Here is a 25,410-nt window from a genome sequence, read left to right as displayed (position 1 = left end):
CACTGTCACGGAGCGCCTCGGCAAAGCTGGTATGCTGGTCCGCACCACGTTCATGCGGAGGGCGCCATGGCTGTCAAGGAAGTCTCGAAGAAGAAGTACCTGAAAATCCTGAACAAACGCCTGCGCGCGGAGCCGGCGGCCCCGGCCGGCGCATCGTTCGTGTTTTTCCCGCTCGGGGCGAAGGCGAAGCATGCGACGGGCGTCGTGTCCGGCGACGCACGCAGCAAGCGCGAGCTGGCCGTGATGGCCGCGGTCCAGCGCAAGGCGGCCGAAGAGTTCGTCGTCTCGGGCGCCTGACCGGCCCGGCCGGGCACGGCGCCGAACACCCGCCCGCCCCCAAACGGGCCGAGAGCCCGCGCGACGATCAGGACGCCTCGTCCGCCGCCGCCGCCGGATACCGGCTGCCGCCGCCGGCTTCGTCGCCTGCCGCCAGTTGTTCCAATGCGAGGCCCTTCGTCTCGATCCCGAGCGTCCACACGGCGATTGCCGCCGCGACGAACGACAGCGCGCCGAGCGTGAACACGCCGCCCTGGCCGAACACCGGCAGCACGACACCGACCACGTAAGGTCCGATCAGCGAGCCGATGCGGCCGATCGCCGACGCGAAGCCCGACCCCGTCGCGCGTGCGCCGGTGCCGTACAGCTCGGGCGTGTACGTGTACAGCGCCGCCCACATCCCGAACAGGAAGAACTGCATCGCGAGGCCCGTGCCGATCAGCAGCGTCGTGCTGCCGCCGTACAGCGCGCTCTGGCCGTACGCATACGCCATCGCGCCGCCGCCGATCAACGACGCGATGCAGGTCGGCTTGCGTCCCCAGCGTTCGACGAGCCACGCGGCGCACAGGAAGCCCGGCACGCCGCCGAGCGAGATCAGCACCGTGTAGAACACCGATTTCGTGACTTCGAAGCCGGCCTGCTGCAGCAGCGCGCCGAGCCATGACGTGAGGCCGTAGAAGCCGAGCAGCGCGAAGAACCACAGCAGCCACACCATCACCGTGCGGCGACGGTACACGCCGCTCCAGATCTCGCGCAGCGCGCCGCGCCCGCGTGCGGCGGCGGGCTCGGCGAGCCGCGACGGCGGCGGCAGCGTCGTGACGCCGGCCGAGCGCATCACCTTCGCCTCGATCGTCTGCATCACCGCGTCGGCTTGCGCGTGCCGGCCCGCATGCTCGAGCCAGCGCGGCGATTCGGGCACGATGCGGCGCACGACCAGCACGAACACGGCCGGAATCGCGAGCAGCGCGAACACGGTGCGCCAGCCGAACTGCGGCAGCACGAAGTACGCGACGATGCCGGCCGTGATGAAGCCGAGCGGCCAGAAGCCGTCCATCAGCGCGATCAGGCGGCCGCGCTTCTCGGTCGGCACGAATTCGGACAGCAGCGTCTGCGCGACCGGAAACTCCATTCCCATCCCGATGCCGAGCAGCACGCGATAGACGATCAGCGCGTCGACGCTCTGCGCGGTCGAGCACAGGTACGACGCGGCGCCCCACAGCACCATGCTCCACTGGAACACGGGCCGGCGGCCGAACCGGTCGGCGAGCAGGCCGGCCACGGCCGCGCCGAGCACCATCCCGAAGAAGCTCGCGCTCGCGACGAGGCCGGCGGCGGCCGTCGACAGCCCGAACTCCTTGCGGATCGAGCCCAGCACGAACGTCATCGTGCCGAGGTCGACCGAGTCGAAGAAGAACGCGATCGCGATGATGAAGAAGATGCGCTTGTGATAGCCGGAGAACGGCAGGCGTTCGAGCCGGGCGGCGGCGGAGGCGGGAGCGGTGGCGGCGGGCATGGCGTCCTCTGAAATGAAAAAGGGGCCGCGCAGCGCATGCTCGAGGCCCCGATGCTTCACGTTCAGTAGACGCGACCACAAACTGCCGCATCAGAGGAAAAGCGCCGCCCGCTTGCCGAAATGCGTCATCGGCGGGCGGCGCGCGCGACGCACGCGTGCGTCAGTTCTTCAGCTTGTACCCGGTGCGGAACATCCACGCGACGACCGCGAGGAGGATCACGAGGAACAGCGCGGTCGCGGCGAGGCTGATCCACACGTGCACGTCGGCGATCCCGTAGAACGACCAGCGGAAACCGCTGATCAGGTAGACGATCGGGTTGAACAGCGTGACGACGCGCCACGCGGGCGGCAGCATGTCGACCGAGTAGAAGCTGCCGCCGAGGAACGTGAGCGGCGTGATGATCAGGAGCGGCACGAGCTGCAGCTTCTCGAAGCTGTCGGCCCAGATGCCGATCACGAAGCCGAACAGGCTGAAGGTGACGGCCGTCAGCACGAGGAACAGCACCATCCAGACCGGATGCAGGATGTGCAGCGGCACGAACAGGCCGGCCGTGGCGAGGATGATCACGCCGAGCAGGATCGACTTCGACGCGGCCGCGCCGACGTACGCGATCACGATCTCCCAGTACGACACGGGCGCGGACAGGATCTCGTAGATCGTGCCGGTGAAGCGCGGGAAGTAGATGCCGAACGACGCGTTCGAGATGCTCTGCGACAGCAGCGACAGCATCACGAGGCCCGGCACGATGAACGACCCATAGCCGATGCCGTTCACGTCGCTGATGCGCGAGCCGATCGCGGAGCCGAACACGACGAAATACAGCGACGTCGAGATCACCGGCGCGATGATGCTCTGCATCAGCGTGCGGCGCGTGCGGGCCATTTCTGCGCGGTAGATCGCGCGGATTCCATGCCAGTTCATGCGTCAGGCTCCTTGCACGCCGTTGCGGCGGTTGTCGATCAGGCTGACAAAAATGTCCTCGAGCGAGCTCTGCGTCGTATGCAGGTCGCGAAAGCCGATGCCGGCCGAGCCGAGCGCGTTGATGAGCGTCGCGATGCTCGCGTCGTCACGCTGCGAATCGTACGTATAGACGAGCGCGGCGCCGTCTTCCGCGCGCTCGAGCCCGAACGGCGCGAGCGCGGGCGGCACCTCCGCGAGTGGGTGCTCGAGCTGCACGGTGAGCTGCTTCTTGCCGAGCTTGCGCATCAGCTCGCGCTTTTCCTCGACGAGCACGAGCTCGCCGCCGAGGATGATGCCGATCCGGTCGGCCATCTCCTCGGCTTCCTCGATGTAGTGCGTGGTCAGCAGGATCGTCACGCCGCTTTCGCGCAGCGAATCGACGAGCTTCCACATGTCGCGGCGCAGCTCGACGTCGACGCCGGCCGTCGGTTCGTCGAGGAACAGGATGCGCGGCTCGTGCGACAGCGCCTTCGCGATCATCACGCGGCGCTTCATGCCGCCCGACAGCGTCATCAGCTTGTTGTCGCGCTTGTCCCACAGCGACAGCGCCTTCAGCGTCTTCTCGATGTACGCGGGATCGGGCGCCTTGCCGAACAGGCCGCGGCTGAACGACACGGTGGCCCAGACGCTTTCGAACGCGTCGGTGGTCAGCTCCTGCGGCACGAGGCCGATCATCTCGCGGGCCGCGCGGTATTGATCGCGGATGTCGTGGCCGCCGACCGTCACGCGGCCTTCGGTCGGCGTGACGATGCCGCAGATCGAGCCGATCAGCGTCGTCTTGCCGGCGCCGTTCGGCCCGAGCAGCGCGAAGATCTCGCCGGGGCGGATGTCGAGGGTCACGTGCTTCAGCGCCTGGAAGCCGGACGCGTAAGTCTTGGAGAGGTCGGAGACGGAAAGGATCGGTTGCATGCTCACGGATGGCACGGCCGCCCGGTGCGACGGCGGGCGCCGCGCGTGCCCGGCGCCGCCGCCGCTGCGCAGCGGCCGGGACCGGGAACGGCATGGCGAACGGGCGTCATGTCGAACGGCAGGGTGGTGCGGGATCGCGGGACCGCCATATTAGCAATCGGCACATCGAAATGCATTCTGATGGAAAAGTCGGGCAGCGGCGGTGCTGGATTTGCGTGGATTACGTGCGGATTTCCCAATGATTCGATGTTTTAGTTGAAAGATGCGAACAATCGGGGTTCTTTTCCGTGTATCGGGCCGCGCCCGGCGTGGCTGCCCGACATGCCGACCGACTGTGCTGCCTGCCGGCCCTCGCGCCGTACCGGGACGGCACATGCGGCGCTCGCGATAATGCGTTCCTTTCATCGTGATAGGGAGCGGCGCGCATGTCCTTGGTCGATTTCAAATCCGTGGCGGACGCACAGGCCGCCGCATGGAAATCCACGATCGTCGGCGAAGTGGGGCCGGCCCGGATCAAGGTATTGCGCATGGATGCGCAGCCTTACCAAGCGGAAGTGCACGACTACAACGAGGGGCTGCTGGTGCTCGACGGCACGCTGATGCTCGAGGTCGACGGAGAAACGGTCGTGGTCGGGGCCGGGCAGATGTACCTCGCGCACGCCGGCACGCGCCACGCGGTGCTGCCCGGCAGCCACGGCACGCTCGCGATCATCGACGTGTGAGGTTGCGCCGCAGCATGCGTGCGTGCCGCCCAGGGCCGGCCGGCTTGGCTCGGCGAGGATTGGCGGCTGCCGTTCAAACGCGCGTTCCACGGGCCGGGTATTTGTCTGAGCAAATAAAATGAAGGCCGTTTGAAAATCTGTTAAATACCGTACAAACGCTAGGATTGCGCGGGTTCATTCGTTTGGAACTCTGCATCCATTTACTTGTGGGAATGGTCCGATCATAGTCTCGACGAACGACGCATCACGATAACGAATCAAGCGTACGTATGGAGACCACATCATGAGACGCCTATCCGCCGGGCCAGCCGGACTGCCGTTTCCCGATTTTTCGCCGAATGCAGGCGCGCCGCGGATCGCGTGCCTGCATCGTCGCCTCGCCGTGTAGCGGCAAAGCCGCAGCGGCCAAGCCACTTTCCGTTTCGATCGTTCCGACGGCGCCGTGCCGCATGACGGCGCCGCGGGAGCGCGCTTGTCCGCCGCCGCGGCGTGTGCCGCATGTGCGTGAACGGCATCGCGGCGGCGATGCGCGCACCATCATGCGCCGCGCGTCCGTGCGGCGGCGCGATACCAACCGGCGGGCCATGCAGCCCGGCCGGACGAGACTTGTCGTACCTGAAAAGGAGGGGTTGATGATTTGCATTCCTGAATGGCGGAAGGCGATCCTGTCGTGTGCTGTGCTGGCGCTGCCGTTCGTCGCCGGTTGCGGCGGCGGCGACGATCCGGGGCCGATCACCGTGCCGCAGTGCTCGGGCAGCGCATGCGGGCCGAGCGGCGCCGACACGACGCCGCCCGTCGTGACGAAGTTGTGTCCGGACGCGCTCGACTACACGACGACGTACACGGGCGGCGCCGGCAGCGGCGAGTACGTGAAGGTGAAGTTCGACACGACGAAGCTCACCTATCAGATGCAGTTCATCGAATCGTCGGTGCCGACCTCGGCAGGGCAAGTCAACGACACGCGCGCGGGCCTGACGATCAGCGGCGCGTTCCACCATCCGACCAATCTTCCGACGGCCGAGCAGAACCGCTGCGCGTTCGTGCTCGACAGCGGCGCGACGAGCGACGGCGCGTATGCGGTGACGATCAACCGTGCGGATCCGCCGATGCTGTTCGTGGGCAACGGCGTGGTGGGCGGCGGGATTCCGGGGGCGACGATCGCGTTCCCGGGCATCGAGATCGTACCGGGTCTGTTCCTCGGCACCGTGCCGTCGCGCACGTTCGACTTCTATCCGTTCATCGGCTTCGTCGAAACGGAAACCGACTTCTCGAAGGTCGCGGGGAACTACAACGAGGTCGGCATTCATCTGTCGCCGCTCGGCGGCAATGGCCAGAGCTCGAGCGGGCCGGTCGGCTGGGAGCCGGACGTCGTCAACTGGAACCAGACGCTCAATGCGGACGGCTCATGCACGATTACCCAGGGCAGCGACTACTCGTGCCAGACGACCGGGTCGCCGTGGGTGCTGCGCAAGAACGCGGACGGGTCGGCCGACAACGTGTTCGTGAGCAACGCGGTCCCGGACCAGTTCGGCACGCTCGTGTATCCGGTCGCGGGGCAGGGCGCATCGCTCGTGATTGCGCCGAGTCAGGCGAAGGGCATCATGATCGTCGGCAAGCTGAACGGCGTACGCGTGCCGATCGTGATTCGTGTCGGCTACACGCACGTCGATCCGACCAACCTGCTCGCGTCGGTCGCGGATGCCGAAGTCGGGATCTCGATGCTGTCGTCGGCCAGCGCGATCGCGGCGAATTCGCTGAAGGGCGGCTACATCGGCGCGACCAGCGCATCGGCATGCGGCATCGTGACCTCCAACGGGCAGCCGAACGCGATCGCGCTGGCGCGGCCGAGCTTCGATCCGTCCGTCCCGCACCCGGACCTTCCTGGTGCGTTCGTCAACGGCGTGTTCATGTCGGAAGCCGGAAGCTGCAACGACGGTACCGCCGTGTCGACGCTGGCCGCGAACTATACGTCCACGCTGTTCCAGGGCAATACCGCGGCGTTCATCGATCCGCAGACGTCGTCGGTCACCTCGCAGTTCGCGCTGGACTATGCGCAGGCCACGCCCGGCAAGATCAAGGTGACCGCTACGCAGGACTTCAACGCGAAGGGCGCGAACGGCAACGTGGCGATCTTCAGCAAGGGCGACACGGGCTGGCTCGTGACGGCCGGAAACGTCTACGCGATGGTCGTCAACAACAACAAGGTCAATCCGTTCTTCACGGTGGGCGCGTTCGTCCAGTAACCCCACATTGAACACGTAGCACCGGCGGCGCACGCGTCGCCGCCGGCGAATCGAATTTCAAGAGGATTCCTATGAATGTGAAACAGTGGATGGCCGCGGCGTCGCTCGCGCCCGTGCTGGCCGCATGCGGCGGAGACGGCGACCCGCCGCCCGCGCCGGTGGTCCGGCTGTGCCCGCAGACGATCGATTACAACACGGTGTTCGTCGGCGGCTCCGGGTCAGGCGAGCTCGTGAAAGTACAGCTCGACACGACGAAGATGACGTACCGGATGACCTACCTCGCATCGCCGGTGCCGACCACCACGGGTACCGTGCAGCCGACGCGGGACACCGCACCGGCGAACGTGGTCGACGGCACGCTGGCCGACGAGACGGGGCTGCCGACGGTGAAGCTGAACCAGTGCACGTTCCGGATGCAGAACGCGAGCCTCGACCCGAGCCGGCCCGCGCGGCTGTTCCTCGGCGAAGGCGTGCTGGGCGGCGCGATCCCCGGCGCGACGATCCAGTTCGACGGCGTGATCGGCGTCGGCAAGATTCCGAAGACGACGTTCCCGTACTACCCGTTCATCAGCTTCTCGTCGCTGGAAACCGATCTGACGAAGATCGCCGGCACGTACAACCAGCTCGGCTATCACCAGGTGCCGTCGCAGAACTTCCAGCCGGTGGCGCTCGACCAGACGGTGACGATCAACGCGGACGGCAGCTATACGGAAACCGACAACTTCGGCAAGAAGAACGGCGGGCAGCCGCTTGCGTCGAGCGCGACCGTGAACCAGCCGTTCACGCTGCGCCCCGATGCGCCGGCGTTCCAGTCGTTGAACTACCAGCCGCAGATTCCGCCGACGCTCGCCGCGCTCGATCCGGCGAAGGCCGGCAAGGGGATCCTGATCGTCGGCAAGCTGCGCAACCAGCTCGTGCCGATCTTCATCCGCACCGGCGCCGCGAACGCGGACCTCACGCAGGGCCCGCCGAGCGCGGACGACGAATCGGGCATCTCGTTCCTGAGCCCGCGGACGGCGATCGCGCAGGGTTCGCAGGACGGCGAGTACACGGGCGTGGACAGCGCGTTCAACTACCGCGCGACCGCGCTCGTCGGTGCGCAGGCGACGCTGCTCGATCCGTTCAACGCGTCGCAGGCCGCACTCACGCGCGCGCTGAACCTCGACTACACGCAGAAGGTGCCGGGCGTCGTGACGACCGTGCATGCGGACGCGGCGTCGGGGCCGGCGACCGGCAAGTTCGTGTTCACCGGCGGCGTGTTCGGGTTCCTCGACATGGCCGATACGCGCAACCCGTACTTCACGGTCGGCGCGTTCGTGCAGTGACCGCGTGTGGATGGAGACATGGCGGCGCCGCGCGCGACTACGCGGCGCCCCGACGGAACGAGGGGGAGACTTCATGAAGAAGCTGATTGTCGCGGGTGTCGTCGCAGGCGCGTCGACGCTCGCATCGGCCCAGCAGGCGGGCGACAACGTCGCGACGCTGGGCTGGCTGCACATCATGCCGCAGGATTCGACCAACGGGCTCACGACGAATCTCGCGAACATGCCGATCAACGGGCCGCTGCGTCTGCCCGGTTCGTTCACGTCGCCGGGCACGAGCCTGACGGTCAACAACGCCGATACGGTCGGCCTCACGCTCACGCACTTCTTCACCGACCACATCGCGGTGACGTCGGTGCTCGGCGTGCCGCCCGAATTCACGCTGACGGGCCACGGCGTGATCAAGCCGCCGGGCCCGGCCGGCGCGCTCGGCAACGTCGACATGGACAAGTCGGCGAACCAGCCGGCCGTGAAGAACGCGCGGCAGTGGAGCCCGACGATCATCCTGCAGTACTACTTCAATTCGCCGACGGCGAGGTTTCGCCCGTTCGTCGGGATCGGCGTGGCCTACAGCTGGTTCAGCAACATCGAACTGAACGGCAACTTCGCGAAGGACATCAACGAGAACCTCGGCAGCGTGCTCGCGGCCGGCGCCGGCAAGCCGGGCGCGACGTCGGTGGAGGGCAAGGCGTCGTCGTCGTTCACGCCGGTCTACAACGTCGGCGCGAGCTACGCGATCGACAAGCACTGGGGACTCACGGCGACGCTGACGTACATGCCGCTGAAGACCTACTCGTCGCTCGTGATCAAGGCGGCCGACGGATCGACGCTCGCGACCACGCGCACGCGGTTGAAGGCCGACCCGTTGATCACCTTCGTCGGGATTTCCTACAAGTTCTGAGCCGACCGGCGCGCATGACGCGTGCCGGCGGCTTCCTGTGACCAACCGGCCGGATCATTCCGGCCGGAAGGTCGCGTTCCTGGCGGCGTGCCGCCATTTGTGAAGAGAGGGGGCAGTTCAAATGAGCATTCGCAAAATCGTATCGCTTGTTGCTGCAGTGGCTTTCACCGCGGTTTCGGCCGCGCCTGCTTTCGCCGTCACCGTGTCGCGCGCCGACGGCCAACCGATGAATCCGAACGGCGAGCCGTTCTCGGCGACGGGGCTCACGAACCTCAGCAAGGGATCGATTACCGCATCCTGCAATGCGACGTTCAACGGCACCATCACGTCGACCGGTATCGTCAACATCACCTCGACGACGTTCACGGGCGGCGCGACGTGCGGCCTGATCAGCGGCAGCGCGAGCAGCACGTCGCCGTGGACGGGGCAGGCCGACAGCACGACGCAACTGTCGATCAACAACGTGAAGGTGAACGTCACGCTGCTCGGCACGTGCGGGCCGAGCAAGGTCGTGATGGCGTGGAGCGACGCGAACTCGTCGCTGACGTTCAACAACGCCACGCTGACGCCGGACTGCACGGTGGGCGGCACGATCCTGACGTCGCCGAAGTTCCACGTGCAGTAAGCGGCGCGCGACCGAAGCGGGGACCCGCCGCGCGGGAGGGCCGTGCGTGAGGATCGGGCGGTTCGCACGCGGGTTGTCGCTTTCGCTTCCTCGATGTATTCGCGTCGTCGCGCTTATCCGCGTGACGACCGGTTGGCCGCCCGTGTCGAGATCCGGCACGGGCGGACCTGCAGGGCAGGCGTGACGCACCGCGCCTCCCGATTCGATTGAAACGAGACTATTCCAATTGGCCGGAACCATGCTTACCGATCCAGCAAAGTATGGCGATGCCCACGGCGCGACGCCCGACCGGCTGCGCACGGCCGCGTGGCTGCAGTACCTGATCGACCATCTCGACACGGCGGCCTGCGCGATGACCGCGAGCGACGCCGGCGACCCGCCCGTCGTCGCGTCGCACGCGCGACGTGCGGGAACTGGCGCGAGCCTGTCCCGCGAAGCGACCGCGGTCCTGCACCGGCTCGTCCCGTGGATCGCGACCGATGGCGGCGGCTGCGCATGCGACCCGGCCGATCCGCTCGGCGCGTGCTCGCACGTGCCTTCCGTCCGGCAACTCGCCGAAGCCGAACGTCGCTGCCCGGGCTCGCGTGCCGTATTCGACACCGCGCACGGCCTGATCGATGCCTGCGCATTCGACGATCCGGACGTCGGCTGGGCCGCGCTCGAACGGATTGCCGATGGCGTCGAATGCAGCGGCGAAGACGCGGGCGCACGCCTCGCGAGCGAACCCGACGGGCAGCGCGAGACACCCAATGCGAAGAACCTGAGAGACAGGCTCGCCGCGGTCGTGGCAACGAGCACGGAAGCGCCGACTCGTCCCGGCGCCGTCATCGACGCGATGGTGCTGCGCGCATGCGGCCCGCGCGACGACGCGGCGCGCATCGACGAGATGGCCGCATTCGCGATGTTTTCGGCAGAACTAGCCGCAGGCAACGGCGTTTCGGTTCAGGCGTACGGCGGCCGGCACAACCTCGTCGCGCGGGCGATCCGCACGCACCGCGCCGATCTTGCGTCGGTGGACGGGCTGTTCGCCGCGCTATCCGTGTGCCGGCTCGATCGACTGACAGGCGCCGGCAGTTTCTGGGCCTACTACCTGCTGGCGGGCGTCATGATCGCCGCGCCGGATACGGTGCGGGAAATCGGCCGCGGCTTCCATGGCGACACCTGGCAGGAATGGCTTGATCACGTGCTCGCGTGGCCGGCGGTCAGCCGCTTCGGGCCGAAGGACGATACGGCATTCGAGCACCTGCGCGACGCGATGAGCCTGACGTCGCGCAGGAACCCGATCGTGCGTGCGAAACGGATGCGGGGCGTTTCCGTAACCCGGGCAGGCGGCGCAAGCGGGAAGACGCAATGAAACGCGGCTCGGGGCGAGAACGCCGCGAGCCGCGGGGGAGGGTATCGCGGCGCCCGGCGCGGGCGCTGGATCGATCAGACGGTCTCGGGTTGCCGCACGGCCTTCGCGACATTGCGCGCCGGTGCGCCGTTCGCGACGAAGTACGGCACGTCGACCCGCGCGAGCGGCGTGCGGCCGCGGATCTTGTCGGCGATCTTCTCGGCGATCATGATCGTCGGGGCGTTCAGGTTGCCGGTCGTGATGATCGGCATGATCGACGCATCGACGACGCGCAGCCCGTCGAGCCCGTGCACGCGGCCTTCTTCATCGACCACCGCCATGTCGTCGTACCCCATCTTGCACGAGCACGACGGATGGAACGCGGTTTCCGCGCGGGCGCGCACGAATGCGTCGAGTTCCTTGTCGCTCTTGCAGTCGGCGCCCGGGTTCAGCTCGCGGCCGCGATAGCGGTCGAGCGCGGGCTGCCGCATGATCTCGCGCGTCGCGCGGATCGCATCGCGGAACTCGCGCCAGTCGAGCGCTTCGGCCATGTAGTTGAACAGGATGCTCGGGTGATCGTTCGGGTCGCGCGAGCGCAGCTTCACGCGGCCGCGGCTCGGCGAGCGCATCGAGCCGACGTGCGCCTGGAAGCCGTGCATCTCGATCGCGTTCGAGCCGTTGTAGTTGATCGCCACCGGCAGGAAGTGATACTGGATGTTCGGCCACGGGTCGTCGTCGCGCGTGCGGATGAAGCCGCCCGCCTCGAAGTGGTTGCTCGCGCCGAGGCCCGTGCCGTTCAGCATCCATTCGAGGCCGATCTTCGGCTGGTTCCACCATTTGAGCGCCGGGTACAGCGAGACCGGCTCCTTGCACTCGTACTGGATGTACATCTCCAGGTGGTCCTGCAGATTCTGGCCGACGCCGGGCAGATCGAGCACGACGGGAATGTCGAGTTCCTTCAGCCATGCGCCGGGGCCGACGCCCGAGCGCTGCAGCAGTTGCGGCGACGCGATCGCGCCGCTGCACACGAGCACTTCGCGGCGCGCATGCACGGTCGCGCGCTCGGTGCCGCGCAGGTACGTGACGCCCGATGCGCGCTTGCCGTCGAACAGGATGCGGTCGGCGAGCGCATGCGTGACGATCTCGAGGTTCGGCCGCATCTTCGCCTGGTCGAGGTAGCCGCGTGCGGTGCTCGCGCGGCGGCCCTTCGGCGTGACGGTGCGGTCCATCGGCCCGAAGCCTTCCTGCTGATAGCCGTTCAGGTCGTCGGTGCGCGGATAGCCGGCCTGAACGCCCGCGTCGACCATCGCTTCGAACAGCGGGTTCACGCCCGGCTTGCTGGTCGTGACCGACACGGGGCCGCTGCCGCCGTGATAGTCGTTCGGGCCGACGTCGCGCGTCTCGGCTTTCTTGAAGTACGGCAGGCAGTCGAGATACGTCCAGTTCTCGAGGCCCTTGTGTGTCGACCAGTTGTCGTAGTCGAGCGCGTTGCCGCGGATGTAGCACATCCCGTTGATCAGCGACGAGCCGCCGAGCCCCTTGCCGCGGCCGCATTCCATCCGGCGGTTGTCCATGTGCGGCTCGGGATCGGTCTCGTATGCCCAGTTGTAGCGGCGGCCCTGCAGCGGGTAGGCGAGGGCGGCCGGCATCTGCGTGCGGAAGTCGAAGCGGTAGTCGGGGCCGCCCGCTTCGAGCAGCAGCACCGTGACGTTCGGATCTTCCGTCAGGCGCGTCGCGAGCACGTTGCCCGCGGAACCTGCGCCGCAGATGATGTAGTCGTATTCGCGTGTCGTCATGACGGCTCTCCTTGTATTAGAACACCGGGTTGTAGCGGCCGAGCTCGACCTGCACCGACTTGATTCGAGTGTAGTGCTCGAGCGTCGTGATGCCGTTCTCGCGTCCGACACCCGATTGCTTGTATCCGCCAACCGGCATCTCGGCCGGCGATTCGCCCCACGTGTTGATCCAGCAGATGCCCGCTTCGAGGCGATGGATCGTGCGGTGCGCGCGCGACAGGTTCTCGGTCACGACACCGGCCGCGAGGCCATAGTGCGTGTCGTTGGCACGGGCGATCACTTCGTCCTCCGATTCGAAATCGAGGATGCTCATCACCGGCCCGAAAATCTCTTCGCGCACGATCTTCATGTCGTCGCGGCAGTCGCCGAACACGGTCGGCGCGACGTACTGGCCGTTCGCGAAGTGGCCATCGGTCAGACGCGTGCCGCCCGCGAGCAGCTTCGCGCCCTCGGCCTTGCCGCTTTCGATGAAGCCGAGCACCTTGTCGAGCTGCGCGGCCGACACGAGCGGGCCGAAGTTGGTGTCGGCGTCGGTCGGCTTGCCGACGCGGATGCGCTTCACGCGTTCGAGCACCTTCTGCGTGAACGCGTCCTTGATCGAGCGGTGCACGAACACGCGCGTGCCGTTCGTGCAGACCTGGCCCGAGCTGAAGAAGTTGGCGGTTACCGCGATGTCGGCCGCGCGGTCGAGGTCCGCATCGTCGAACACGATCAGCGGCGACTTGCCGCCGAGCTCCATCGTCACTTCCTTCAGCGACGATGCGCCGGCGAGCGACATCACCTTCTTGCCGGTTTCGACGCCGCCGGTGAACGACACCTTCGCGATGTCCGGATGGCCGGTGAGCAGCGCGCCGACCGAGCCGTCGCCCTGCACGACGTTGAACACGCCGGCCGGCACGCCGGCTTCCGTATAGATTTCCGCGAGCTTCAGCGCGGTCAGCGGCGTGACTTCGCTGGGCTTGAACACCATCGCGTTGCCGGCCGCGAGCGCGGGCGCCGTCTTCCAGCAGGCGATCTGGATCGGGTAGTTCCATGCGCCGATGCCCGCGCACACGCCGAGCGGTTCGCGGCGCGTGTACACGAACGACTCGGCGCGCAGCGGCACCTGCAGCCCTTCGATCGCGGTCGCGAGGCCCGCGTAGTACTCGATCACGTCGGCGCCGGTGACGATGTCGACCGCGAGCGTCTCGCCGATCGGCTTGCCGGTGTCGCGCGTTTCGATGGCCGCGAGCTCGTCGTTGCGCTCGCGCAGCAGGTCGACCGCGCGGCGCAGGATGCGCGAGCGCTGCATCGCGGTCATCGCCGCCCATTCGCGCTGGCCTTCCCGCGCGGACGCAACGGCGCGGTCGACGTCGGCCGCGCTCGCCTGCTGCACCTGCGCGAGCAGCTCGCCGGTGGCCGGGTCGAAGGTGTCGAAAGTCTTGCCGCTGGTGGCGTCGACGTAACCGCCGCCGATGTAGAGGCGCTGCAAACCGTATACGGACATGAGGATCTCCTGGTAGGCGACTGCGTGGCGCGTCAGTCGGACGCGAGCAGCAGGTCGATGTAATCGTGGGCGAGCTTCAACGTGGCTCGGGTGTCGATCGGGCCGCCGGCAAGCGCGCCGCGCAGCCACAGGCCGTCGATCAGCGCGGCGAGGCCGCTGGCGGCTTCGCGCGCTTTCGTGCGCGGCAATGCCTTGGCGAATTCGGCGCACAGGTTCGAATGGAGGCGCCGCGTGTTGACGTGCTGCAGCCGCTTGAGCATCGGGTCGTGCATGCTCTGCGACCAGAACGCGAGCCATGTCTTCATCACCGGCGCGCTGACCTGCGTGTCGTCGAAGTTCGCGGCGACGACGGCACGCAACCGGGAACGCGGGTCCTTGCGTGCGGCGGCGCGGCGGCGCGTGGTGGCCGACCACAGGTCGCGCAGCACGTGCCGCATCGTCGCTTCGAGCAGGCCGTCCTTGTCGCCGAAGTAATGGCTGACGATGCCCGTCGAGATGTTCGCGCGTTGCGCGACCGATGCGAGCGTCGTGCCGGGCAGGCCCGCTTCGTCGATCGAGCGCAGCGTGGCATCGATCAACTGGGCGCGGCGTATCTCCCGCATTCCGACTTTCGGCATCGCGACTCCCCTTCGCCCGGACGGGCCGTTGATGGAAGTCGAGAGCTTAGCGGTTTTTTATTGATTGTTCAATCAACAAAAAATCGGGGCTGAACGGCGGGCCGTGTTCCAAACGGAACGACTCGTCACGCCCGGAACCATGTGCGGGTGCGGAAAAACGCATTGAAAGAAGGTTAATTAAATTTGAATCTGTTTAAAACGCGCCGTGAAAAAATGACGCAATGCGGAGGACCGTTTCTGCGCTCGATTTCATTACAGGGCGAAAGAATGTCGAGGTCTGTAATATTATTCACGATGTGAAATTGCCAAATCGGATTGTGAATGCGTGCGGTTTTGTGAAAGCCGTTTGAATTCGGCGATTTAAACTCAATAAGTAGTTGAAAAATAAAGGAAAGTGTTGCGTTTTTAGCGCTATCGAGGGTTGCGCGCAAACGATTGCGATCGTCCTCGGATGGATTCCGCATACCATAGAAATCGATAAATCAATTTGAATTCGGCGTATTTCATGGCCGAGTAGAGGGATTTTTGGAATGACTTGAGTGGGCAATGTGGGCCGTATTAGTATGGCGCCGCACCACGAGGAATGAATGGCGCCGCGCGCGATTGCCGCGGTGCGTCGGCAATCGCGCGCGGCGATCGATCGCGCACGGACCCGGCGCCGGCCATTGTGCACCTGCAGCATGCCGCGACGTCGAGACGCCGCACTCACCGGAGAACGACGATGCCGACCGAAAAACACGTGGTCCCGCTGCCGAATGGTCTGAAGGTCTACGTCGAACGGAACGTGTTCGACCCGGCCTTCGACACGGCGATGCTCGTCAACGGCGCGCTCGCGACGACCGCGTCGTTCGGCCAGACCGTCCAGTATCTCGGCGAGCGGATGAACACGATCTGCTTCGATTTGCCGTATGCGGGGCAGTCGCGGCAGCACAACCCCGGCTGCTCCATCCTGACCAAGGACGACGAAGCCGCGATCCTCCAGTACCTGGTCGAGCGCTTCGCGCCGGCGTTCCTCGTGTCGGTGTCGTGGGGCGGCGTCGCGTCGCTGTTCGCGCTCGCGCGCGGCTGCCCGAGCGTGCGGCGCGCGGCGATCTGTTCGTTCTCGCCGTTCCTGAACGACGCGATGGTGGACTACGTGACGCGCGCCCGCGATCACATCGCGGCGGGCGAGAACCTGAAGGCCGCGCAGTTGCTGAACGACACCGTCGGCCGCTATCTGCCGCGCATCATGAAGCTGTACAACTACCGGTATCTCACGCGCCTGCCGCGCGACGAGCAGGACCAGGTCGCGTTCCACGTCGACCAGATCCTGTCGCTGCAGCCCGAGCGCTATTTCAGCGAGTTCGCGAACATCGGCTGCGAGCTGCTGTTCCTGAACGGCGAGCGCGACGAATACACGACGCCGGCCGACGTGCGGCAACTCGGCGCGCACGTGGCGCGCGCGCGGTTCGCGACGGTGCCGGACGCGGGCCACTTCCTCGACATCGAAGGCCGGGCGCAGCGCGAATCCACCCGTACCGCGCTGCTCGAGTTCTTCTGCGGCGAGGCATCTGCCGCGGCCGGCGTCGCGCGTGCCGCCGCGCACGCGTGCGTGCCCGCGCCGATGCATGCGCTTTCGTCGTGACGCCATCCGTCGTGCAGCGGGCGCGTCCCGCGCATCCGAATTCCCATCCCAACGAGGCAGGCCAGCCGTGAATATCGTTCAGACCATCGCCATCGTCGTTCCGTGGGCCGCGTGGCTCGCGTACTGGATCGCCACGTCGCAGGGCGTCAAGACGACCGTGCGCAAGGAGGCGTCGCGCTCGCGCACGCTGCAGTCGATTCCGCTGATCGTGGGCGGCGCGTTGATCATCCTGCCCGATCCGTCGTGGCAGGCGCTCACGCCCGACTGGCAGCGCTTCGGGCTGCAGGCGCAGTGCGGGCTCGCGGTGCTGGTGGCCGGCCTGCTGTTCTCGGTGTGGGCGCGGCTGCACCTCGGCACGAACTGGAGCGTGTCGGTCACGCTGAAGGAAAACCACGAACTCGTCCGTACGGGGCCGTATGCGCTCGTGCGTCACCCGATCTACACCGGCTGCCTGATCGCGCTGGTCGGCGCCGCGTTGATCGGCGGCGAATGGCGCGGCGCGATCGGCGTGCTGCTGGTGTTCGCGTCGCTCGCGTACAAGGTGCGCGTCGAGGAGAGCTGGCTGACCGGGCATTTCGGGCCGGCCTATACGCAGTACCGCCGCGAGGTCGCGGCGCTGATCCCCGGCTTCTACTGACCCCGCGAGGCGCGCGATGGCGAAGATGATCGTGACCGCGATCGGTTCGGCGGGCGACGTGCATCCGCTGCTCGGCATCGCGCGCACGCTCGCCGCGCGCGGCCACGAGGTCGTGTTCTGCACGCATGCGCCGTTCGAGGCAGCCGTGCGCCGCTGCGGCTTCGCGTTCGTGCCGGTCGGCACCGCGGCCGACTACGACGCGGCGATGGCGAACCCGGCGCTGTGGGATCCGCGGACGTCGTTCCGCACGCTGTGGCAGGTGATCGCGCCGACGCTGCGCCCGCATTACGACACGCTGCGCGCGCTGACCGATGCCGACACGGTGCTGGTCGGCACGCTGTGGGCGTTCTCCGCGCGCTTCATGCAGGAGCTGCACGGCACGCCGTACGTGTCGGTGCAGGTGTCGCCGTCGACGCTGCTGTCCGCGCATGCACCGCCGACCCACCCGCGCCTGACGATACCCGCGCGCTGGCCGTTGCCGGTGAAATCGGCGCTGATGACGCTGATCGAGCGCCAGGTGCTGGACCGCGTGTGCGGCCCGGCGCTCGACGCGGTGCGCCGCGGGCTCGGGCTGGCGCCCGCGCGGCGCGTGCTCGGCCGCTGGCTGCATTCGACCGACGGCGTGCTGTGTCTGTTTCCCGGCTGGTTCGCGCCGCCGCAGCCCGACTGGCCGTCGAATCATCTGCAAAGCGGTTTTCCGCTGTTCAACGATATCGCGACACCCGACGACGATGTGGCACTCGATGCGTTTCTCGCGGCCGGCGAAGCCCCGGTCGTGTTCACGGCCGGTTCGACGCTCGTCGATCATGCGGCCTATGCGCGCGCGGTGGCGCAGGCGCTGCGCGCGACCGGCGCGCGCGGGATCCTGCTGACGCCGCACGATGCGGCGCAGGACGGCGACCGGCTGCTCGTGCGCCGCTTCGTGCCGATGCGCACGCTGCTGCCGCGTTGCCGCGCGCTCGTGCATCACGGCGGGATCGGCACGGCGGCGCTCGCGTGCGAAGCCGGCATCGTGCAGGTCGTCACGCCGTTCGCGCACGATCAGTTCGACAACGCGCAACGCGTCGTCGCGAACGGCTGCGGCGTGCGTGTCGACGGCGCGCTCGACGGCGCGCGGCTCGGCGCGGCGCTCGCGCGCGTGCTCGACGAACCCGCGTTCGCGGTGCATGCGGAGCGCACGCGTGCGCTGCTCGCGGCCGCGCCGGACGGCTGCGGCGCGGCCGCCGATTTCATCGAACGGTTCGTGCCGAAGCGCGGACGAGCGGCCGCGCGGGCCGATGTCGCGGTGGCCGGCGCATGAGCGCCGCGTCGCCGCTTCACGACGGGGCCGCCGCGCCGCCGGCGTTCGACGTGCCGCCCGCGACGGCCGCGCAGCCGGCCACGCAGCCGGTGCGCGGCATCCGGCTCGCGCTGCTGACGTTCGCGCTGTCGCTCGCGACGTTCATCGAAGTGCTCGACTCGACCGTGACGAACGTCGCGGTGCCGGCGATCTCCGGCAGTCTCGGCGTATCGAACAGCCAGGGCACGTGGGTGATCAGCTCGTATTCGGTCGCGGCCGCGATCGCCGTGCCGCTCACCGGCTGGCTCGCACGCCGCGTCGGCGAACTGCGGCTGTTCGTCGGCGCGGTGCTGCTGTTCACGCTGACGTCGCTGATGTGCGGGCTCGCGCGCGACCTGCACGTGCTCGTGATCTGCCGCGCGCTGCAGGGCCTGTGTTCGGGGCCGATGGTGCCGCTGTCGCAGACGATCCTGCTGCGCGCCTTTCCTCCGGCCAAACGTACGATCGCGCTCGCACTATGGGCGATGACGGTGCTGCTCGCGCCGATCTTCGGGCCGGTGGTCGGCGGCTGGATCGTCGACAACTTTTCGTGGCCGTGGATCTTCCTGATCAACTTGCCGATCGGGTTGTTCTCGTTCGCGGTGTGCACCGCGATGCTGCGCCCCGACGCGCAGCGCGGCGCGGCCGGCCCGATCGACGTGCCGGGCATCGTGCTGCTCGTGATCGGCGTCGGCTCGCTGCAGGCGATGCTCGATCTCGGCCACGACCGCGGCTGGTTCGATTCGCCGCTGATCGTCACGCTCGCGGTGGTGGCGGCGCTCGCGATCGTGTCGCTGCTGATCTGGGAAGCGGGCGAAGCGCATCCGGTGGTCGACCTGAGCCTGTTTCGCGACCGCACGTTCTCGTTCTGCGTGCTGATCATCTCGCTCGGCATGATGAGCTTCTCCGTGGTCGGCGTGGTGTTTCCGCTGTGGATGCAGGCCGTGATGGGCTACAACGCGTTTCATGCGGGGCTCGCGACCGCGTCGCTCGGCGTGCTCGCGCTCGTGTTCTCGATCCTCGTCGGGCTGCATGCGCACCGTTTCGACGCTCGCGTGCTCGCGACGTTCGGCTTTCTCGTGTTCGCGGCCGTGCTCGCGTGGGACGCGCATTTCACGCTGAAGATGACGTTCGCGCAGATCGCAGCACCCGGGCTGATCCAGGGGATCGGGCTGCCGTGCTTCTTCATTCCGCTGACCGCCGCGACGCTGTCGCGCATTCCGGACGACCGGCTCGCCGCCGCGTCGAGCCTGTCGAATTTCCTGCGCACGCTGTCGGCCGCGTTCGGCACCGCGATGAGCGTGACGCTGTGGGACAACCGCGCCACCTATCACTACGACGTCGTGTCCCAATCGGTCACGCATGCGTCGGCGAACACGCACCGCTTCGTGCATGCGCTGAACGCGATGGGCGTGGACGGCGTGCGCGAGCTGACGACGCTGCATCACGTCGTGATGCAGCAGGCCTACATGATGGCGACCAACGACATGTTCTGGATGGCGAGCATGACGTGTCTCGCGCTCGCCGCGATGATGTGGCTGACGCGGCCGAAACGCGGCGCGGCCGCATCGTTCGGACATTGAGAAGAGACCATGACGACACTCGGTGCACTCGTGATCCTGTATCACCCTAGCGACGCACAGCTCGACGCGCTGCGCGCGTGGCGGCACGCGTGCGATGCGCTGCTCGTCGTCGACAACACGCCGCAGGCCGATGCACGGGTGCGCGACCTGTGCGCGCGTGAAGGCATCGCGCTGCTGCATCACGGCAATCGCGGCGGCATCGCGGGCGCGTACAACGCGGGGCTCGCGGCGCTGTTTCGCGACCGCGTCGATGCGGTCGCGCTGTTCGACCAGGATTCGTCGGTGCCGGCCGCGTATTTCCCGACGATGCGCGAGGTCTGCGCGGGGCTTGGCGGGCGCGCGTTCCTCGCCGGCCCGCGCATCTTCGACGAGAACGCGCGCAGCTTCCTGCCGGAACTCGCGACGAACGGCATCGGCCTGCGCCGCCTGCGCATCGAACCGGGCGCGCCGATGCAGCGCTGCGCGTTCCTGATTTCGTCGGGCTGCGTCGTGTCGCGCGATGCGTTCGACGTGCTTGGCCGCTTCGACGAGACGCTGTTCATCGATCACGTCGATACCGAATACAGCTTCCGCGCGCTGTCGCGCAACGTGCCGCTCTATGTCGTGCCGTCGCTGGTGCTGTCGCACCGGATCGGCGCGAAACGGCGGCATGCGATCGGCCCTTTTGAAATGACGTCGATGAACCATTCATGGCAACGGCGCTACTACAGCGCGCGCAATGCGGTGCAGCTCGGGATGCAGTACGGGCTGCGTTTTCCGGTGGCGCTCGTGCCGAACCTGCTGACCGTGTGGCAGGTGGTGCAGATCGCGCTCGTCGAGCGCGACAAGCGCGCGAAGCTGGCCGGCATCCTGTTCGGCGTCGCGGACGGCCTGTTCGGCCGGCTCGGTCCGCTCGAGCGCACGCGGCCGCGTCTGGCCGCGCGGGCGCAGCGCGTTCGGCAGGGGTGACGATGCGTCGGATGAAGCAAGCGGCGCGTTCGCCGCGTGGCGTGAAGGGCGGCGCGATGATCGCGGCCGCCGCGGCATTGCTCGCGTTGAGCGGATGCGTGCCGTCGGGCTTCCTGCCATCGCTGTCGCTGCGCGCGCCGGCCGACGATGCGCTCGTGCATACCGCCGGCCCCGGCCCAAACGGCGCGTGGCCGGCGCCCGACTGGGTGAAGCAGCTACAGGATCCGCAGCTCGACGACCTGGTGGCCGAGGCGTCGCGGAACAGTCCCGATGTGCAGGTTGCACAGGCGCGGTTGCGCATCGCGCAGGCGCAGCTTCAGCAGTTCGATTCGCTGACCGGGCTGACGGGCACGGCCGGCGCGACGATCAGCCGCGCGCGGATGCCGAAGCCCGGCGACATCGCCGACGTGACGGCCGGCGGCTATCGCGTGCCGGTGCAGATTTTCGGCGATCCGAACGTGTCGCCGTCGTCGATCTTCGTCGGACTGAACTACCAGCTCGACCTGTGGGGCAAGAACCGCGCGGCGACGAAGAGCCTGATGTCGTTGCGCGACGCCGCCGGCGTCGAGGCCGAACAGGTGCGGCTCACGCTGGCCGTCGCGATCGTCACCGTGTATTGCCAGCTCGATCAGGCGTACGCGGTGCGCGACCTGTTGCAGCAGAAGCTGAAGATCAGCCAGCGCGTGACGGCCGTGCTGCGCGAGCGCACCGCGCGTGGCCTCGACAATGCGTACGACGCGAGCGACGCGGCGATCAAGCGCAGCCGCCTGCTCGAACAGATCGCGCTGAACGACGAGCAGATCAAGCTCGCGCAACTGCAACTCGGCGTGCTGTCGGGCCGCGGCCCGGAGCGCGGGCTCGCGCTGCAGCGGCCGCGCGTGGGCGCGTTCGCGGGCGGCGCGCTGCCCGCCCGGCTGCCGGCCGATCTGCTCGGCCGCCGGCCCGACATCGTCGCCGCGCGGCTGCGGGTCGAGGCCGCGTTCGCGAACGCCGATTCGACGCGCGCGCAGTTCTATCCGGATGTGAACCTCGTCGCGCTCGGCGGCGTGTTCGCGCTGACGCCCGCGTCGCTGTTCTCGCGCGATTCGCTCGCCGGCTCCGTCGGCCCCGCGATCTCGCTGCCGATCTTCGATCGCGGCCGGCTGAAGGCGAAGCTCGGCGCGGACGTCGCGCAGGCCGACGTCGCGATCGGGCTGTACAACAAGACCGTCGACGACGCGCTCGGGCAGGTCGCGCAACTCGTCACGTCGCTGCAGACGTCGCAGACGCTCGTCGCGCAGCAGCAGGATGCGGTCGCGGCCGCGCAGAAGATCGTGCAGATCGCGGCGGACCGGCATCGGCGCGGCGTGCTGATGCAGAAGGACGTCGATGTCGCGGATCTCACGCTGATCGACGAGCGCGCGCAGATGATCGCGTTGCTCGGCAAGCAGCGGACGCTGCGCGTTGGGCTGATCGGCGCGCTGGGCGGCGGGTTCGATGCGGGCGCAACGGTCGCGCAGGCGCAAGCGCCGGCCGTGCGGCGGGCGCGCAGCGGGGCGGCGGCCGGACGCGGCGCGCCGGCCGCCGTGGCCGCGAACCGGGTAGCGGTAGCCGGCCCGTCGAACGACTCGCCCGCGCGGAGCGCCACGGTTTCACCGGCCGCCGCCACGACGAGGGCCGTGTCCACGCCTGAATCCGCACGACGCGACGACACCACGCGCCCGTCCACGGTCGGTGCGACCCACTCCGACGCGACGCCGCGTGGCACCCCCGTTCTCGCACGTACGGCATCGGCGAGCCCGATGCCGGACCCCGCGCCGATGCCCGCGATTCCCGTGTTCCAGCACGATCGTCTGATCGTCACGCAGAGCGACTGATGAACTGATGCACCACGACAACCTTCATTCCGCCGCGCCGCCGGCCGCGCTGAACGACCCGGCCCTCGATGCACGCCGCGCGACGCGCCGCAAGCGCTTCACCGTGTCCGTCGCGATCGTGCTGCTGGCCGCGATCGCGTGGGTCGCGTACTGGCTGTCGAGCGCCCGCTATGACGAAGACACCGACGACGCGTACGTCGCGGGCAGCATCGTGCAGGTCGCCGCGCAGATTCCGGGCACCGTGACCGACGTGCAGGTCGCCGATACGCAGGCCGTGCGCGCGGGGCAGACGCTCGTGAAGCTCGATGACACCGAGGCGTCCGTCGCGTTCGCGCAGGCGAAGGCGCAGCTCGCGCAGGCGGTGCGGCAGGTCGCGAACGCGAAAATCTCGAACACGATGTACGTCGAGGCCGTGAATGCGCGCCGCGCCGACCTGTCGCTGGCGCAGCGCGCGCTGGCCGCGCGCTCGGGCGCATCGGTCGAAATCGTCGCGCCGGAAGAACTGGCGCGGGCCCGCGCGGCGGTGGCCGGCGCGCAGGCGAACCTCGCGGCCGCGCAGGCGCAGCTCGACGCGGCGCGCGCGCTCGGCAGCAAGCTTCCCGTCGACGAAAGCCCGGCCGTCGTGCAGGCGGCCGCGCAATTCAAGCTCGCGTACCGGAACCTGAAGCGCACGACGATCGTCGCGCCGGTCGACGGCACGATCGGGCAGCGCTCGGTGCAGGTCGGCCAGCAGGTCGGGCCCGGCGTCCCGCTGATGTCGATCGTGCAGCTCGACCGGCTGTGGGTCGAGGCGAATTTCAAGGAAGGGCAGATTCGCCACATGCGCGTCGGACAGCCGGTCGAGGTCGTGTCGGATCTCTACGGCTCGCGCGTCGCCTACCGCGGCCGCGTGCAGGGCTTCTCGGCGGGCACGGGCAGCGCGTTCTCGATGCTGCCGTCGCAGAACGCGGCCGGCAACTGGATCAAGGTCGTGCAGCGCGTGCCGGTCGTGATCGCGCTCGATCCGCGCGACCTCGCCGCGCATCCGCTGCGCGTCGGGCTGTCGATGCGCGTGACGGTCGACACGCACGACCGCAACGGCCACGCGCTCGACAGCGAGCCGCCGACGCCGGCCGTCAGCACGCGCGTGCACGACGGCGTCGCGAGCGACGCGGAGGCCGCCGCCGCCGCGATCATCCGCGAGAATCAGCGCGGGTAGCGCCCGCCGTCGCGGCGGCAGCCGGCCGCGAGGGCTGGTCCGACCCCGGTGCGTTTCTCACCTGGGGCGTCCCCGTCGTTTCCCGCCCGACTTTCGTATTTCCGCCATCGATGTCGGCGCCGATCAAACGCGTGTCGCGTTTGAGACATCGGCGCCCCTGCCTCCCGGACTACTCTCGAACAGCACGTTGCGTGTGCGCCGCATGAGCCGGCGCGCCGCCGCGCCATCCAACGAGACATGGAGACAATACGATGAGCAGCAATCGAGGTGTCGTCTATCTTGGGCCGGGCAAGGTCGAAGTCCAGAAAATCGATTATCCGAAGATGGTCGACCCGACCGGCCGCGCGATCGGCCACGGCGTGATCCTGAAGGTGGTCAGCACGAACATCTGCGGCTCCGACCAGCACATGGTGCGCGGCCGCACGACCGCGCCGATCGGCCTCGTGCTCGGTCACGAGATCACCGGCGAAGTGGTCGAAGTGGGCCGCGACGTCGAGACGCTGAAGATCGGCGATCTCGTGTCGGTGCCGTTCAACGTCGCGTGCGGCCGCTGCGCGATGTGCAAGGACACGCATACGGGCGTGTGCCTGAACGTGAACCCGTCGCGTGCGGGCGGCGCGTACGGCTACGTCGACATGGGCGGCTGGATCGGCGGCCAGGCCGAATACGTGCTCGTGCCGTATGCCGATTTCAACCTGCTGAAATTCCCGGATCGTGACCAGGCGATGGCGAAGATCCGCGATCTGACCTGCCTGTCCGACATTCTGCCGACCGGTTATCACGGTGCGGTGAGCGCGGGCGTGAAGCCCGGTTCGACGGTCTATATCGCGGGCGCGGGCCCGGTCGGGATGGCGGCGGCCGCATCGGCGCGCCTGCTCGGCGCGGCCGTGACGATCGTCGGCGACATGAATGCGGAACGCCTCGCGCACGCACGGGCGATGGGGTTCGAGACGGTCGACCTGTCGAAGGACGCGTCGCTCGGCGAGCAGATCGAGCAGATCCTCGGCGTGCCCGAGATCGACTGCGCGGTCGATTGCGTCGGCTTCGAGGCGCACGGCCACGGTTCGTCGGGCCATTCGGAGGAAGCGCCCGCGACGGTGCTGAACTCGCTGATGGAGATCACGCGCCCGGCCGGCGCGATCGGCATCCCGGGCCTGTACGTGACGGACGATCCGGGCGCGAAGGACAAGGCTGCGCAGCACGGCAGCCTGAGCATCCGCTTCGGCCTCGGCTGGGCGAAGTCGCATTCGTTCTTCACGGGCCAGACGCCGGTGCTCAAGTACAACCGCAACCTGATGCAGGCGATCCTGTTCGACCGGCTGCCGATCGCGAAGATCGTCAACGTCGAAGTGATTTCGCTCGACCAGGCGCCGGAAGGCTACAAGAAGTTCGACGGCGGCGCGCCGCGCAAATTCGTGATCGATCCGCACGGGTTGCTGGCGGCGTGATGCGCTGGCGTTCGACACGCGACGCGTGACGCGAGAACGGGCGGCTCCGGAAACGGACCGCCCGTTTTTCGTTGCGGGAGCGAAGGGCAGCGCA

Annotated in this window: 21 protein-coding genes; 15 read left to right on the top strand and 6 right to left on the bottom strand. The window is 67.9% G+C overall.

From position 1 onward, the window contains the following. Positions 1-66 precede the first annotated feature (66 nt). Entirely contained in the window at positions 67-297 is a 231-nt protein-coding gene (locus CFB52_RS25930; protein WP_059583243.1) for a hypothetical protein, read from the top strand. A 67-nt stretch (positions 298-364) separates the two neighbouring features. On the opposite strand, the gene CFB52_RS25925 is transcribed toward CFB52_RS25930, so the two are convergent. The 3 genes from CFB52_RS25925 to CFB52_RS25915 form a co-directional block, all read right to left on the bottom strand. After that, on the bottom strand, positions 365-1,789 hold the full coding sequence (locus tag CFB52_RS25925) for an MFS transporter (protein WP_060011987.1): 1,425 nt from the start codon (positions 1,787-1,789) through the stop codon (positions 365-367). 160 nt (positions 1,790-1,949) lie between these two features. Continuing rightward, positions 1,950-2,711, bottom strand: a complete 762-nt coding sequence (locus CFB52_RS25920; RefSeq protein ID WP_059583240.1) for an ABC transporter permease — start codon at positions 2,709-2,711, stop codon at positions 1,950-1,952. Positions 2,712-2,714: 3 nt separating this feature from the next. Next, a complete protein-coding gene (locus CFB52_RS25915) occupies positions 2,715-3,659 on the bottom strand; it encodes an ABC transporter ATP-binding protein (protein WP_059642345.1) in 945 nt (314 codons plus the stop codon). Positions 3,660-4,084: 425 nt separating this feature from the next. Here CFB52_RS25915 and CFB52_RS25905 point away from each other — a divergent pair, with 425 nt between their 5' ends. The 6 genes from CFB52_RS25905 (at position 4,085) to CFB52_RS25880 (ending at position 10,826) form a co-directional block, all read left to right on the top strand. Then, the gene (locus tag CFB52_RS25905) at positions 4,085-4,381 is read left to right on the top strand and encodes a cupin domain-containing protein (protein ID WP_059583237.1); all 297 of its coding nucleotides are present in this window, start codon (positions 4,085-4,087) and stop codon (positions 4,379-4,381) included. A 632-nt stretch (positions 4,382-5,013) separates the two neighbouring features. Then, complete coding sequence (locus tag CFB52_RS25900; protein WP_060011985.1) at positions 5,014-6,624, top strand: DUF2957 domain-containing protein; 1,611 nt, start codon at positions 5,014-5,016, stop codon at positions 6,622-6,624. A 71-nt stretch (positions 6,625-6,695) separates the two neighbouring features. Continuing rightward, positions 6,696-7,949, top strand: a complete 1,254-nt coding sequence (locus tag CFB52_RS25895) for a DUF2957 domain-containing protein (RefSeq protein WP_099317787.1) — start codon at positions 6,696-6,698, stop codon at positions 7,947-7,949. 73 nt (positions 7,950-8,022) lie between these two features. Continuing rightward, positions 8,023-8,847, top strand: a complete 825-nt coding sequence (locus tag CFB52_RS25890; protein ID WP_059583231.1) for an OmpW family protein — start codon at positions 8,023-8,025, stop codon at positions 8,845-8,847. Between the two features lie 121 nt (positions 8,848-8,968). Further along, positions 8,969-9,472 (top strand): hypothetical protein, encoded by a 504-nt coding sequence (locus CFB52_RS25885; protein WP_059642351.1) that lies wholly within the window; start codon positions 8,969-8,971, stop codon positions 9,470-9,472. Between the two features lie 238 nt (positions 9,473-9,710). Further along, positions 9,711-10,826, top strand: a complete 1,116-nt coding sequence (locus CFB52_RS25880) for a hypothetical protein (RefSeq protein ID WP_099317786.1) — start codon at positions 9,711-9,713, stop codon at positions 10,824-10,826. 74 nt (positions 10,827-10,900) lie between these two features. Here CFB52_RS25880 and betA read toward each other — a convergent pair whose 3' ends face one another. From betA to betI, 3 genes are read right to left on the bottom strand one after another with little or no spacing between them, the layout of a single operon-like run. After that, positions 10,901-12,601: a choline dehydrogenase gene (gene betA / locus CFB52_RS25875; protein WP_059583226.1), complete on the bottom strand. Its 1,701-nt coding sequence runs from the start codon at positions 12,599-12,601 to the stop codon at positions 10,901-10,903. 16 nt (positions 12,602-12,617) lie between these two features. After that, complete coding sequence (gene betB, locus CFB52_RS25870; RefSeq protein ID WP_059583225.1) at positions 12,618-14,087, bottom strand: betaine-aldehyde dehydrogenase; 1,470 nt, start codon at positions 14,085-14,087, stop codon at positions 12,618-12,620. Positions 14,088-14,119: 32 nt separating this feature from the next. Next, positions 14,120-14,704, bottom strand: a complete 585-nt coding sequence (gene betI / locus CFB52_RS25865) for a transcriptional regulator BetI (RefSeq protein WP_059583223.1) — start codon at positions 14,702-14,704, stop codon at positions 14,120-14,122. Between the two features lie 721 nt (positions 14,705-15,425). Here betI and CFB52_RS25855 point away from each other — a divergent pair. The 8 genes from CFB52_RS25855 (at position 15,426) to fdhA (ending at position 25,316) form a co-directional block, all read left to right on the top strand. Continuing rightward, positions 15,426-16,328 (top strand): alpha/beta fold hydrolase, encoded by a 903-nt coding sequence (locus tag CFB52_RS25855; protein WP_059642388.1) that lies wholly within the window; start codon positions 15,426-15,428, stop codon positions 16,326-16,328. 67 nt (positions 16,329-16,395) lie between these two features. Continuing rightward, on the top strand, positions 16,396-16,965 hold the full coding sequence (locus CFB52_RS25850) for an isoprenylcysteine carboxylmethyltransferase family protein (RefSeq protein WP_060011980.1): 570 nt from the start codon (positions 16,396-16,398) through the stop codon (positions 16,963-16,965). 16 nt (positions 16,966-16,981) lie between these two features. Beyond that, positions 16,982-18,265, top strand: a complete 1,284-nt coding sequence (locus CFB52_RS25845) for a glycosyltransferase (RefSeq protein ID WP_099317785.1) — start codon at positions 16,982-16,984, stop codon at positions 18,263-18,265. Further along, on the top strand, positions 18,262-19,866 hold the full coding sequence (locus CFB52_RS25840; protein ID WP_060011976.1) for a DHA2 family efflux MFS transporter permease subunit: 1,605 nt from the start codon (positions 18,262-18,264) through the stop codon (positions 19,864-19,866). The genes CFB52_RS25845 and CFB52_RS25840 overlap by 4 nt, the downstream gene beginning before the upstream one ends. Before the next feature lie 9 nt (positions 19,867-19,875). Beyond that, positions 19,876-20,814 (top strand): glycosyltransferase family 2 protein, encoded by a 939-nt coding sequence (locus tag CFB52_RS25835; protein ID WP_059583216.1) that lies wholly within the window; start codon positions 19,876-19,878, stop codon positions 20,812-20,814. A gap of 2 nt (positions 20,815-20,816) precedes the next feature. After that, positions 20,817-22,670 carry an efflux transporter outer membrane subunit gene (locus tag CFB52_RS25830; RefSeq protein ID WP_180278260.1) on the top strand — a complete coding sequence of 618 codons (1,854 nt, stop codon included), beginning with the start codon at positions 20,817-20,819 and terminating at the stop codon, positions 22,668-22,670. A 7-nt stretch (positions 22,671-22,677) separates the two neighbouring features. Next, entirely contained in the window at positions 22,678-23,868 is a 1,191-nt protein-coding gene (locus CFB52_RS25825) for an HlyD family efflux transporter periplasmic adaptor subunit (RefSeq protein ID WP_099317784.1), read from the top strand. A gap of 251 nt (positions 23,869-24,119) precedes the next feature. Then, the gene (gene fdhA, locus CFB52_RS25815; protein ID WP_044844368.1) at positions 24,120-25,316 is read left to right on the top strand and encodes a formaldehyde dehydrogenase, glutathione-independent; all 1,197 of its coding nucleotides are present in this window, start codon (positions 24,120-24,122) and stop codon (positions 25,314-25,316) included. Positions 25,317-25,410 lie beyond the last annotated feature (94 nt).

It is taken from the genome of Burkholderia sp. AU18528, from assembly GCF_002223215.2.
Classification (GTDB): Bacteria; Pseudomonadota; Gammaproteobacteria; order Burkholderiales; family Burkholderiaceae; genus Burkholderia; species Burkholderia semiarida.
This window is presented reverse-complemented; position numbering and strand designations above follow the sequence as displayed.